Origin of the sequence: Bradyrhizobium sp. JR4.3, assembly GCF_040547695.1 — a bacterium.
Classification (GTDB): domain Bacteria; phylum Pseudomonadota; class Alphaproteobacteria; order Rhizobiales; family Xanthobacteraceae; genus Bradyrhizobium; species Bradyrhizobium canariense.
Map to the genome: position 1 here is coordinate 222,934 of NZ_JBEPQF010000012.1, position 12,854 is coordinate 235,787.

Below are 12,854 nucleotides of genomic sequence, written 5' to 3' on the forward strand. Positions count from 1 at the left end.
CATGAGCATCGCACATTACTACGAGACCATGGATTATGGTCCCGCTCCCGAGGCGGACGGCGAGGCGCGCGCCTGGCTGAAGCGGCACGACGCGACATTCGGGCATTTCATTGCCGGTAAATTCCTCACGCCGGCTTCGGCCAAGCATCTGACGACGATCGAGCCGGCCACGGGCAAGACGTTGGCCAAACTCGCGCAAGGCATCGCTGCGGATGTCGAGGCTGCCGTCGGCGCCGCGCGATCGGCGCAGTCGTCATGGGCAAAGCTCGGTGGCCACGGTCGTGCCCGTCATCTCTATGCGCTGGCGCGCATGCTGCAACGTCATGCTCGTCTGTTCGCGGTGCTGGAAGCGATCGACAATGGCAAGCCGATCAGGGAAACCCGCGATCTCGACGTGCCACTTGCTGCGCGCCACTTCCTGTATCACGCCGGCTGGGCCCAATTGCAGGAGCGCGAATTCGCCGACCATGTCCCGGTCGGTGTGATCGGCCAGATCATCCCCTGGAACTTTCCGCTGCTGATGCTGGCCTGGAAGATCGCGCCCGCGCTGGCGACCGGCAACACCGTGGTGCTGAAACCGGCGGAGTTCACGTCGCTTACCGCGCTGCTGTTCGCCGAACTCGCGGCGGAAGCGGGCCTGCCGCCCGGCGTGTTGAATGTGGTGACGGGTGATGGCGCCACCGGCGCTTCTCTCGTCGAAAATCCCGGTGTCGACAAGATCGCCTTCACGGGATCGACCGAGATCGGTCGGTTGATCCGTCAGTCGACCGCAGGCAGCGGCAAGTCGCTGACCCTCGAGCTCGGTGGCAAGTCGCCGTTCATCGTGTTCGATGACGCCGACATGGATGGCGCCGTGGAAGGCGTGGTCGATGCGATCTGGTTCAACCAGGGCCAGGTCTGTTGCGCCGGATCGCGACTGCTGTTGCAGGAGGGCATTGCGGAGACATTCCGCAAGCGCCTGATCCGCCGTATGGAGACGCTGCGCGTGGGTCCGCCGCTCGACAAGTCGATCGACATGGGCGCGGTGGTCGCACCGGTGCAGCTCGAGCGGATCAAGGCGCTGGTCGAAACCGGCGTCAACGAGGGCGCCGAGAAGTATCAGGCGCCGGGGCCGATCCCCGCCGAGGGATGCTTCTATCCCCCGACCTTGCTCTGGAACGTGCATCCGTCATCGACCGTGGCGATCGAGGAGATCTTTGGTCCGGTGCTGGTCGCGATGACGTTCCGTACGCCGGACGAGGCGGTGATGCTCGCCAACAACACGCGCTATGGCCTTGCGGCCAGCGTGTGGAGCGAGACCATTGGCTTGGCGCTCGATATCGCGCCAAAACTTCAGGCCGGCGTGGTCTGGGTCAATGCGACCAATTTGTTCGACGCCAGCGTCGGCTTCGGCGGCTATCGCGAGTCCGGCTTCGGCCGCGAGGGCGGCCGGGAAGGCCTCTACGAATACCTCAAGCCGAAGGCATGGAGCGGGCGGAAGGCGCGGGCGAAGGTGCCGCCGCCATCCCCGGCGGCTTCTGCCGGCGGCGCAGGATTTGGCACGCCCTCGATCGACCGAACCGCCAAGCTGTTCGTCGGCGGCAAGCAGGTCCGTCCTGACGGGAATTATTCGCGCACGGTGCTGTCGCCGAAGGGGCGGCACCTCGGCGAGATCGGCGAGGGCAATCGCAAGGATATCCGTAACGCGGTGGCTGCCGCGCGCTCGGCCGAGGGGTGGGCGCGGGCAACGACGCATAATCGCGCCCAAATCCTCTACTACCTTGCCGAGAATCTGTCCGCGCGCGTCGACGAGTTTGCCCGGCGCATCGGTGATATGACCGGCGTTTCGCCCGCAAAGGCGTGCGTAGAGGTCGACGCGAGTATCGAGCGGCTGTTCAGCTATGGGGCCTGGGCCGACAAATACGAGGGGACGATCCATGCGCCGCCGTTGCGCGGCGTGGCGCTTGCCATGCACGAGCCGATCGGCGTGGTCGGGGTGGCCTGCCCGGACGAGGCCCCGTTGCTGGGCTTTATTAGCTTGGTGGCACCGTTGATCGCGATGGGCAACCGTGTCGTCGCCGTCCCGAGCGAGCGGCATCCGCTTGCAGCGACTGATTTCTATCAGGTGCTGGAGACGTCGGACGTGCCGGCAGGCGTCGTCAATATCGTCACCGGCGAGCGCGATGCGCTGGCAAAGGTCCTCGCCGAACATGACGACGTCGATGCGCTCTGGGTGTTCGGCTCGCAGGAGGCCTCGACGGCCGCGGAGCGGCTATCGGTCGGCAATCTCAAGCGCACGCTGGTCGACCATGGCCTGGCGCTCGATTGGTACGACCGGGCGGCGAGCGAAGGCCCGATCCTGCTCCGCCATGCGGTGCAGGTGAAGAATATCTGGATTCCCTACGGGGACTAAAGACGTCACCTTGCGGTGATACTGGTTGGCGCCCGAACCATCAGAGTTCGGGCGATTCTTGAAGACAAGGGAGGGACGCAACATGCTCAAGGGCATCAATCCACTGCTCAATGCCGACGTGCTCTATGCCTTGCGCGCAATGGGGCACGGAGACCGCCTCGTGGTGTGCGATACTAATTTCCCTGCTGACTCGATCGCGCGCCAGACCGTGTTCGGCGAGCTGCTTCGCATTGACAACGTCAGTACGGCAAAGGCGATCGAAGCCATCCTCTCGGTGCTGCCGCTCGATACGTTCGTCGACGATGCCGCGATCCGCATGGAGATCGTCGGCCAACCCCAGGAGGTGCCGCCGGTGCAGCGCGAGGTGCAGGCCGCGATCGACCGCGCCGAGGGACGCTCTTGGCCGCTGGTCGGGGTCGAGCGTCATGCCTTCTATGAAAAGGCCAAGACGGCCTACTGCGTGATCGCCACCGGTGAGCGGCGCTTCTACGGCTGCTTCCTGTTCTCCAAGGGCGTCATCGCGCCGGACGGAGAGTGACGACCATGAGCAAGACTGGCGTCGCAGTGCTCGGCATCTTCGTCGTGGATCTGGCGTTCCGGGCCGGCAACATGCCAGCAATCGGTGAAACGATCGCGGGCTCCGGATTTGCCATGGGACCAGGCGGCAAGGGATCGAACCAGGCGGTGGCGGCTGTGCGCGCGGGCGCGGACGTGACCTTCATCTCGCGTATCGGTAACGACGCCTTCGGCGATCTCGCCATCAAGACGTGGGAGACAGAAGGAATTCGGCCGCGCGTCACCAGGACTGCGGAGGCGCCGACCGGCGCCGCTTTCATCTATGTCCACGAGACCCGCGGCGACAACGCCATCATCGTGGTGAGCGGAGCAGCCGACGGTCTCAACCCCGCCGACGTCGACGCGGCGGCGGATGCGATCCGTACCAGCCGCGTCTTCGTGACCCAGCTCGAGCAACCGGTCGCGGCTGCGCAGCGCGGCCTCGACATCGCGCGCGCTGCGGGCAGCATCACCGTGTTCAACCCGGCACCCGCGGGCGCATTCGACGACAGCCTGTTTGCACTATGCGACTACGTCGTTCCCAACGAGACCGAGGCCGAGGCGCTGACCGGGATCGCGGTGAGCGATCTTGCCGGTGCCCGCCGCGCCGGAGACGCGTTGCTGGCCAAGGGGGCGGGTACCGCGCTGATCACGCTCGGCGAACGCGGAGCGTTGTTTCACGGGCGGGATCGCTCGCTGCACGTGCGGCCGTTCGCTGCCGGCCAGGTGGTCGAAACCGCGGGCGCCGGCGATGCATTCGTCGGCGGATTCGCAGCAGCGCTTGCGGGCGGCGCCGATCCACTGGAAGCGGCGCGCTTCGGTTCGGCCACGGCGGGCATTTCCGTGACGCGCGCGGGGACTGCGCCTGCGATGCCGCGGCGCGCTGAGATTGAAGCCCTGTTGAGGGAATGATCTGCACATGATGCGGAACGATCCGATCAAGCATGTCTTCATCTGGCCGGCGGTGCTCGTCGTGCTGGCGATCTCGATCTTTCCGCTGATCTATTCGTTCACCACGAGCTTCCTCAGCTATCGCCTGATTCCGCCGATCCCGCCACGCGTGGTGTGGTTCGGTAATTATGTGACGCTCTTGCAAGAGCCGCGCTTCTGGAATGCGATCTTCACGACGTCGCTAATCGCGTTCATCGCCGTCGGGGTGCAATACGTGATCGGGTTTGGCGTTGCGCTCGCGCTGAACGCGCGCGTTCCTGGCGAGCGGCTGTTTCGCGTGGCCTTGCTGTTGCCGATGCTGCTGGCCCCGGTCGCCGTCGCGCTCGTTGCCCGCATGATCTTCAATCCGACCATGGGCCCGCTCAACCAGTTCCTGTCCATGTTTGGACTGGCGAACCTGCCGTTCCTCACCAACGGACACTGGGCGCTCGCATGCATCATTGCGATTGAGATCTGGCAGTGGACACCGTTCATCATCCTGATGATGCTGGCTGGCCTGCAGACACTCCCTGAAGACGTCTACGAGGCGGCCGAGCTCGAGAACGCCAGCGCCTGGCAGCAATTCTGGGGCATCACCTTTCCGATGATGCTGCCGATCTCCGCCGCGGTCGTCTTCATCCGCCTGATCGAGAGCTACAAGATCATGGACACCGTGTTCGTGATGACAGGCGGCGGACCGGGTGTAGACACCGAGACCCTGACCTTGTTCGCCTATCAGGAGGGCTTCAAGAAGTTCAATCTCGGCTACACGTCGGCGCTCAGCTTCCTGTTCCTGATCGCGATCACGATCATTGGCGTGACCTATCTGGCGCTGCTACGGCCGCATCTGGAGAAGCGCCGATGAGCGGGCAAGGCCTTACCGGACTGTCGAGTTGGAGCCGCCGCCTGGTCGCGGCCGGCGTGCTCGTCTGGTTTCTGATCTCGGTGTTTCCGCTCTATTGGGTGGTGGTGACGGCGTTCAAGACCCCGCCGGGCGTGGTCGGCGGCCCGACCTATATTCCGTTCGTCGATTTCACGCCGACCCTGCAGCCCCTCATCGATCTCTATCAGGGCATCCGTGGCGAGTTCTTCCGAACCTTCCTGAACTCGACGATCATTGGACTGTCCGCGGCGGCGATTGCGACTGCGATCGGCGCGATGGCGGCCTATGCGCTGGTGCGGTTCGAATTCAGGGTGCGCCTTGGCGCCGGCCTGATCTTCTTCCTGCTCGCGCTCGGCGGCTATCTGCTGTTCAACAACACGCTTGGATTTACCCGACCGCAGGCGCTGCTGCTGGCGTTCCCGATCTCGCTTGTCGCTGCAATCCTGGCCAACCGCCTGCCGCTGCCGGGGCCGATCCTCGGCAATGAGGACATCCTGTTCTGGTTCGTCAGCCAGCGCATGTTCCCGCCGATCGTCACGGCGTTCGCGCTCTATCTGCTCTACAGCGAAATCGGCCGGCTCGGCTTCCAGCTCATCGACAGCTATGTCGGCATGACGCTGTGCTACGTCGCGTTCTCGTTGCCGATCGTGGTCTGGCTGATGCGCGACTTTTTCGAAGCTATCCCGATCGAGGTCGAGGAGGCCGCGATGGTCGACAACGTGCCGAGCTGGCGCATCTTCCTCGGCATCGTGGTGCCGATGTCGATGAACGGACTGCTGGCGACCTTCATGATCACGCTCGCCTTCGTCTGGAACGAGTTCTTGTTCGCGCTGTTCCTGACCAATTCCAGATGGCAGACGCTGCCGATCCTGGTGGCGGGACAGAACAGCCAGCGCGGCGACGAATGGTGGGCGATCTCGGCCGCGGCGCTCGTCGCCATCATTCCGATGATGATCATGGCAGGTCTGCTCAGCCGCATGATGCGGTCGGGCCTGCTGCTCGGAGCGATCAAATAGCAAAAAACTTATCTAGGGAGGACTGGACGATGTTGCGACGGACGTTTCTGATGCTGACCACCTCGCTCGCGATGGCTTGCACCGTGAGCCAGGCGAACGCTGCCTGTAGCCCGGATTATTCCGGCGTCACCCTGACGGTGGCGTCGCAGACCGGCCCGTATATCGCCTCTGCGCTCAAGCTCGGCGCGGACGAATGGACCAAGAAGACCTGCGGCAAAGTCAATGTGGTCGAGTTTCCATGGTCGGAGCTCTACCCGAAGATCGTCACGTCACTGACGGGATCGGACGCGACATTCGATCTGGTCAGCTTTGCACCCGCCTGGCTGCCAGACTTCGTCTCATTTCTCAGCGAGATGCCGAAGGAGATGCAGTCCGGCAAGGATTGGGACGATATCGAGCCAGCCTATCGTGAGCGCCTGATGGTGTGGGAAGGCAAGATCTATTCGCAATCGATGGACGGCGACGTTCATACCTACACTTATCGCACCGACCTGTTCAACGATCCCAAGGAGAAGGACGCCTTCAAGGCCAAGTACGGCTACGACCTGGCGCCGCCAAAGACCTGGAAGCAGTATCTCGATATCGCGGAGTTCTTCCAGCGCCCGGACAAGGGGCTTTGGGGCACGGCGGAAGCCTTCCGTCGCGGCGGCCAGCAGTTCTGGTTCTTCTTCAGCCACGCGGCCGCCTATACAAACAACCCTAACTATCCGGGCGCGATGTTCTTCGACCCCGAAACGATGGATGCCCAGATCAACAATCCGGGCTGGGTGAAGGGACTGGAAGAATACATCCGTGCCTCAAAACTTGGCCCGCCCAATGCGCTGAACTTCTCGTTCGGCGAGGTCAATGCCGCTGTGGCCGGCGGCCAGGTGGCCGAGTCGATCGGCTGGGGCGACACCGGCGTGATCGCCGCCGATCCCAAGCAGTCGAAGATTTCGGGCAAGGTCGGTTCGGCGATCCTGCCGGGATCGGATCAGATCTGGAACGCCAAGACCAAGAAGTGGGACAAGTTCGGAAGCGTGTTGCCGGCGCCATTCATGGCATTCGGCGGATGGCAGGTCGCGGTACCGAAGGTCGGCAAGAACCAGCAGGCAGCTTGGGACTTCGTCAAGACGCTGACGAGCCCCGAAGTGTCGGGGCAAGCGGCGATCACCGGTGGCTCCGGGGTCAATCCTTACCGCAAATCGCACACGGCCAATCTGCAATTGTGGAGCAAGAACTTCTCGCCCGAAGAGGCCAAGGAATATCTCGGCGCGCAAGCGGATTCGATCAATGCCAAGAATGTCGCGCTCGACATGCGTCTGCCGGGCTATTTCTCCTACACCGAGGTCGTCGAGATCGAGCTTGGCAAGGCGCTGGCCGGCCAGACCACGCCGCAGGCCGCGCTGGACGCGGTCGCGAAGGAATGGAATCGCCTGACCGACGAGTTCGGGCGCGCGAAGCAATTGGCGGCCTATCGCGCAGCGATGGGTCTTCCGCCCAAGAACTAGCTTCCTGCGGAGACTGCCCCGGATGATGCGTAAGCATCATCCGGGCATTGTTGGCCGTCGATGCAAGGGACGGAAAAGGAATCCATGGCGCACGTCAAGATCGAGAACGTCACCAAGGCATATGGGCCCTACAAGATCATCGAGGGGCTCGATCTGAACGTCGCCGACGAGGAATTCGTCGTGCTTGTCGGGCCGTCCGGCTGCGGCAAGACCACGACATTACGCATGATTGCGGGGCTGGAGGCGGTCACCAGCGGAAACATCCGCATCGGCAACCGCGACGTGACGCAGCTGCGTCCGGGCTTGCGCAATTGTGCGATGGTGTTCCAGAACTATGCACTCTATCCGCACATGACGGTCGGAGAGAACATCGGCTACGGCATGAAGGTGCGCGGCAATTCACGCGCCAGCATCGCGAAAGCAGTTCAGGACGTGGCACGGGTTCTCGACCTCGAGCAATATCTGGACCGCCGGCCCAAGCAGCTCTCCGGCGGACAGCGTCAGCGCGTCGCGATCGGCCGTGCCATCGTGCGCAGCCCGGACGTGTTTCTGTTCGACGAGCCATTGTCAAATCTCGACGCCAAGCTCCGCATCGAGATGCGGACCGAGATCAAGGCGCTGCATCGCCGTCTTGCCAAGACGATCGTTTATGTCACGCACGATCAGGTCGAGGCGATGACCATGGCGGATCGCGTCGTGGTGATGAATCGTGGCCGGATCGAGCAGGCGGCCGACCCGATCACGATCTACGAGAAGCCCAGCAATCTCTTCGTCGCGGGATTCATGGGCGCACCCAGCATGAATTTCATCCATGGCGAGATTGTCGCCCGAGACGGCGCGCTAGTTTTCATCGAACCTTCGGGCACGGCGTTAGCGCTACCGAAGTCTCGCGAGGCGGCTTATACAGCCAGCATCGGCAAACCCTTGGTGCTGGGCGTCCGGCCCGACCACGTTGTTTACCAAGAGGCCCCGGCTGGCTCATTTGTCCGTATGATTGTAAGGGACGTCGAGCCATTGGGACCGCATACGCTCGTGATCGGCACCGTCGGTGCCTTTCCGTTCACTGCGCAGATGCAGGTCGGAGTTGCCGCCGAGCCCGATCGGCCGTTTGACGTGGGACTCGACCTGCAGCGAGCACATTTGTTCGATAAGGCGACAGGACAAGCGATCGTGGCCTGATTCGCTGGCCCTCTATGTCTATGGGACCCTTTGCCAGGTGCCGGGCTAAGGCGGCGCTAAAGTGACTGCGAACGATTTCGCACCTGTTTGGGCTCGATAGCTTGATCCTCTCCTCCGTGGAATATGCGTACTGGGCAGCCGATGCTTGAATAGCAAGCTTGGAATTGCACTGCAGTTGGAATGAGGAGTGCACTTTCCCCCGCAGTTTTGGCCTGAGCGTTAGAGAAGCTGGGATCATTCTCAAACCTCTGCGGGAGAGAACGGCGCGAAAATTTTGCGAATGGCCCCGGTCCCGCTGATGCTTGGGAGAGCCTGCAAGAGCATGCAACGGTGGCGGCCGTTCTCTCTCAGAACGCCGCAACGAAATCGCAACGAATTGGGTGAAACGACCGTGAACAAAACGGGATGAAAACGATTGTCACCTCGATAAAAATCAACAACTTAGAAGATGTTCACTGCGTTCGGGACGCCGGGTTCGCAGGACGATGCCGACCTTCCGCCCATATCCACAAACAATGTCGTCGCTGGCGGTTCGGTTCTCATATTGCCGACGGATCGGCCGACCGATCCGCCCGTTCAGGCCACCGCCTCAAATAGCGATTTGAGATGGTTGCGGGTCCGTGGTTGTGCTGTTCGGCCCCTCTTATCGAGTGCTTGAAACCGGCCCTACCGAAGTATGTGGAGCCGAAAAGCGGTGGAGTCCAAAGATTGTGGCCCTCGATTCCATTGCCTCAGCGATGGCTCGGCATTTGGGGAAACCGTGGTAGAGCTTTTCACGTAGGGCGTGATCGCGTCCCTGATATTAGGATGACGACTACTTCTCGGTCAGCGTTTCGCTCAGGAATAGCGCGATCGCGCTTTCAAGATCCGTGGTGCTTCCATCTTCTTGCGTAACGGGCGACGTTCGGGGATAGAAATGCGTGGCGCCGGGCAAGTGCACGATCCGATGTGCAGGGACATGGCAGCATCTTGCCATTACGCTGACGGCATTTTGTTGAGCAGCGGTGGTCGCCTGGTCAATGCCGTGCCCGCGGTCAGCGGAAAACTGCCCTCGCTCGACGTGGGCATCGGCGACGAGGTCCGCCGCGATCAGGTGATCGCCCGGATCGTGCAGACCGAGACCGAGCAGCGCCTTCAGCAGGCGAGGGATGTTCTTCGCGAGCGCGAGCATGTCGAGCTCACCGGGGCGATCTCGCGCGAGATCGATGCCATGCTCCCTGTCTTTGGAGCCCCTGGCCAGCTTATCGCTGGCGGGGCAGGAGCACGGCCGACCATCCCATTCTGATGTCCCCAGTCAAGCACACAGCGCACGGTTTCTCATCTCCACGAGGACTCATCGTGAAGTTCTTGTGCCGATGGATCGTGCAGAGGAGAAGGCGGGACTCAAAGACGTCGGTGAACAGGCTCTGATGCGCGGGTTGGATACCGCATTTCCGTTTTTTCGTCTGGGGCTGTCCCTGGTCTAGCGTCGGGCGTCGATCGGATGATCGGCCACATAATGGATTTCAGGATTTCCCCTGCCGTGGTCCCGCCTTCACTTCTGCACGATTAATGTCTGCGACTGCCCCCTGATCTTGATTGCAACAAAGGGGGCTGTGGGCCGGTCGAGCGCACCTCACGACTCGAGCGGTCCACAGCCCCCAACGATGTCACGCCTGTCGAGGTGGCATGAGCTCGCGATTGATCGCCCAAATGAAGGCGGATAGCTCTCGGGCAATCGCCGTGACGATTACGGTTCGCCGCTTGCCCTTCCGCTCGAGTGAGCGGAAGCGTCCGCACAGCCTGGTTTGCGCTTTCCACGCAATCTCGCGCGCGACTCTCGGTGCGGCCTCCACCTTTGGCTGCTTGTCTCGGCTCACGCGCGGCGGATATCGATAGCTCCAGGCCGCCTCTACAAGAATACGTCGCGCCCGCCCATTACCGGCTTTGGTGATGCCGCCTCGCTTGACTTGGTCGCCAGTCGAGTTTTCTGTGGGCACCAGACCCAGATAGCCCATCAGCTCGCGCGGATTTTGAAAGCGGGATAGATCACCGATCTCAGCCAGCACCCCCACAGCCGCAATGAGATCAATCCCACGCACCGCCTGCAGGGCCGACACAACCTCGGCGAGCGACCACTCGGGTACTACCTCGCGGATGGCATCTTCCAAACGCTCCAGCCGCTCACTTTCCTGGCGTATCCCCTCAAGTAACTCTTCGAATGCGATGCGCTGCTCGCGATGCTCGAGCTTCTGCGACATGAGCCATCTCATGTGGGCTGGTCCCCACGTTGTCTTGCCCGGATAGATGCGTCCTAGCCGCAGCATCAATGACGAGATCTGTTGACGCTTGCCCTGGAGGTCCTTCTTCACTGCTTGACGGGCGCGCGAGAGATCGCGCATAGCCTCATGGCGCTCGTCCGGCACCCACACCGCCGTGAGCTCGTCCGCGCGCAACAGCTTGGCGAGGCTTACCGCATCGCGCCGGTTCGTCTTCACTCGATTGCCGGCCTTCTTCGGAACGAGCGAGGGGGCCACCACCAGGCAGTCATGGCCGAGGCTCTTGAGCAGTCTGTAGAGACCGTATCCTGTTGGCCCTGCTTCGTAGCAAAACGTCAACTGACAGCATTTCGCTGCAAGCTTTGCCACCAGCTTTCGGATCGCTGCCTCCGTGGCAGGAAACTCCCCGAGATATCGTATCTCGCCGCCACGGCCGCCATCGGCAATGGCTATAGCATTGCGCGATTTTGACGTATCGATTCCGACAAAGACCTCGGTATGATGACCCACGACTCGCCCTCCTTGTTTGAGGCTCTACCCGGTCCATCCGGGCAACCCTCGTCGCAACATCGAGGGTGAGTCGCCTCATTTGTGGGGGGACATACAGTCTAGCGGACTTCCCTCCGTTCACCGACTCGACCGGCGGCAACAAAGTGACGGTCGACTCGCGAGAGAACAACGAAAGTTGCCTGGACTGGAAATTCCGCGATCCGAAGCACATATCATCGGGATGGTGACAATTGTGCAATGCACTTGCGGTGCTGAGTACAGACGCACCGAAGAGAAGTTCTTGGTACCGCATACAGGTGACGCGGTCTGCGCAATCTGCGGAGCTGCTCTGGAATCGTGGCAGGAAAGCACCCACGTTCCCAGTTACCAACTTATTGAACGTCCGAAGGCGAAGACGGAGTGACAGAATGAAGCGGACTCCAGATGAAACCGATCTCAAGCAGCGATCGGCGTGAGGTCCCTTATTGGCCCGAATCCGAGAACTCGACACTTACCTCTGGCTTGGCTGACAGGGATAACCGGACCTCGTCCGCGCCGGCCGCCAACTCCGTGTCTGCCCCGCCAAAAAAGGGGTAAAGTGCTCCAGGGTCACATCCGATGAGTAACAACATGACCCCACTCCCCAAGTTAATTCCTGCGATCGACCGGCGTGCCTTCGCGATCATGGGCAACACGATGCCGCCCCGAGATCCTGATGATGACGAAGAGGAAGACGACGAAGAGGAAGAGGAAGAAGACAAAAGCGACGAACCGCCGGTCGTGCGCGAGCCGGATGAAGACTAAGCAGGGTCCTTATAAGTAGCCTGAGCTTCGGAGAGCGTGATCCCCAGCCTGGTGCCGGCGCGCTCGTGCGTCCGGCGGCTTTCAAGGTCGGTCTAATTCCGAGAGAGCAGCGGACAGGCGCTGAATGGACCACGGGTTCTCGGCGCACACTCTCGGCGTTCGCGGGTAGAGGAGGCGAGCATGACCCTCATATGGCTTGGTGTGCTCCTTATTTTCGGCGGCGTGCTCCAAATGGCGTTTCAGCCCATTTGGCGAGGCCGACTCAGCGGTGGAAGGCGGCTTCGCTCCGGGCGTGATACGCTGGAGCCTGAAAGACCGGGTAGCGGCTTCGGCATCAAATCGAACTGGCCTGGACTTGTGATGGTCGCGCTTGGCGGCGCTTTTTTGCTGGCCGGTGCTGCCATCTGAGTTGAAACGAATGTCTCAGGCGTTGCCCGTTATGTGGCCAGGCCAATGTGCCAGAGCCATGTCTCCTCCTGGCCTGTGGCTGCCTTGATCCCACGCTGCCAAATGTCGGCTGATAGAGACAGACCGGAAATTTGCGGATGAGAATTGGCACTTTTGACGAAGCGGATTTGAAGGCGCCTAGTTCCGCGCATCATCCCTCCGGCACGTCGGCTAGGCAGCTCTGCATTTGGGGTTTATCCGACGTTCCGCCGTCTTCATGAAGGATGGCTTCCCTGGTGGGCGAGGACCTACGCCGATTTGACCTACCGTTTAAGCGGAAGATCGGAGGAAATATCGCAGATTTGCGCCATGTTGGGCGACCCGAGACATAGGTGACAGTTCGTACCGGACACATGGGTTACACTTTCCGCTTTTGTTCTGCGGGAGGTGTAGATGCCGTGGAAAGCGAGT

General features: G+C 61.7%; 11 protein-coding genes. 9 read left to right on the forward strand and 2 right to left on the reverse strand.

Going from position 1 to position 12,854, the window contains the following annotated elements; translation table 11 throughout:
* The first annotated feature begins 1 nt into the window (after window position 1).
* From ABIB91_RS20925 to ABIB91_RS20955, 7 genes are all read left to right on the forward strand, one after another.
* Window positions 2-2,392, forward strand: a complete 2,391-nt coding sequence (locus tag ABIB91_RS20925; RefSeq protein ID WP_354165177.1) for an aldehyde dehydrogenase family protein — start codon at window positions 2-4, stop codon at window positions 2,390-2,392.
* A gap of 82 nt (window positions 2,393-2,474) precedes the next feature.
* Complete coding sequence (locus ABIB91_RS20930; protein ID WP_014494077.1) at window positions 2,475-2,930, forward strand: RbsD/FucU family protein; 456 nt, start codon at window positions 2,475-2,477, stop codon at window positions 2,928-2,930.
* Window positions 2,931-2,935: 5 nt separating this feature from the next.
* Complete coding sequence (locus tag ABIB91_RS20935; RefSeq protein ID WP_354165180.1) at window positions 2,936-3,859, forward strand: ribokinase; 924 nt, start codon at window positions 2,936-2,938, stop codon at window positions 3,857-3,859.
* A 7-nt stretch (window positions 3,860-3,866) separates the two neighbouring features.
* Complete coding sequence (locus tag ABIB91_RS20940) at window positions 3,867-4,742, forward strand: carbohydrate ABC transporter permease (RefSeq protein ID WP_354165183.1); 876 nt, start codon at window positions 3,867-3,869, stop codon at window positions 4,740-4,742.
* A complete protein-coding gene (locus tag ABIB91_RS20945; protein WP_354165186.1) occupies window positions 4,739-5,776 on the forward strand; it encodes a carbohydrate ABC transporter permease in 1,038 nt (345 codons plus the stop codon). The genes ABIB91_RS20940 and ABIB91_RS20945 overlap by 4 nt, the downstream gene beginning before the upstream one ends.
* 50 nt (window positions 5,777-5,826) lie before the next feature.
* Entirely contained in the window at window positions 5,827-7,266 is a 1,440-nt protein-coding gene (locus ABIB91_RS20950) for an extracellular solute-binding protein (protein ID WP_354165227.1), read from the forward strand.
* Window positions 7,267-7,350: 84 nt separating this feature from the next.
* Window positions 7,351-8,445 (forward strand): ABC transporter ATP-binding protein, encoded by a 1,095-nt coding sequence (locus ABIB91_RS20955; RefSeq protein ID WP_354165189.1) that lies wholly within the window; start codon window positions 7,351-7,353, stop codon window positions 8,443-8,445.
* A gap of 814 nt (window positions 8,446-9,259) precedes the next feature.
* Here ABIB91_RS20955 and ABIB91_RS20960 read toward each other — a convergent pair.
* Together ABIB91_RS20960 and ABIB91_RS20970 are read right to left on the reverse strand one after the other, a co-directional pair.
* Window positions 9,260-9,616 carry a hypothetical protein gene (locus ABIB91_RS20960; protein ID WP_354165233.1) on the reverse strand — a complete coding sequence of 119 codons (357 nt, stop codon included), beginning with the start codon at window positions 9,614-9,616 and terminating at the stop codon, window positions 9,260-9,262.
* A gap of 478 nt (window positions 9,617-10,094) precedes the next feature.
* A complete protein-coding gene (locus ABIB91_RS20970) occupies window positions 10,095-11,213 on the reverse strand; it encodes an IS110 family RNA-guided transposase (RefSeq protein WP_259219213.1) in 1,119 nt (372 codons plus the stop codon).
* 609 nt (window positions 11,214-11,822) lie between these two features.
* Here ABIB91_RS20970 and ABIB91_RS20975 point away from each other — a divergent pair.
* Together ABIB91_RS20975 and ABIB91_RS20980 are read left to right on the forward strand one after the other, a co-directional pair.
* A complete protein-coding gene (locus ABIB91_RS20975; protein WP_354165193.1) occupies window positions 11,823-11,996 on the forward strand; it encodes a hypothetical protein in 174 nt (57 codons plus the stop codon).
* A gap of 180 nt (window positions 11,997-12,176) precedes the next feature.
* Complete coding sequence (locus tag ABIB91_RS20980) at window positions 12,177-12,404, forward strand: hypothetical protein (RefSeq protein WP_354165196.1); 228 nt, start codon at window positions 12,177-12,179, stop codon at window positions 12,402-12,404.
* The last annotated feature ends 450 nt before the right edge of the window (window positions 12,405-12,854 follow it).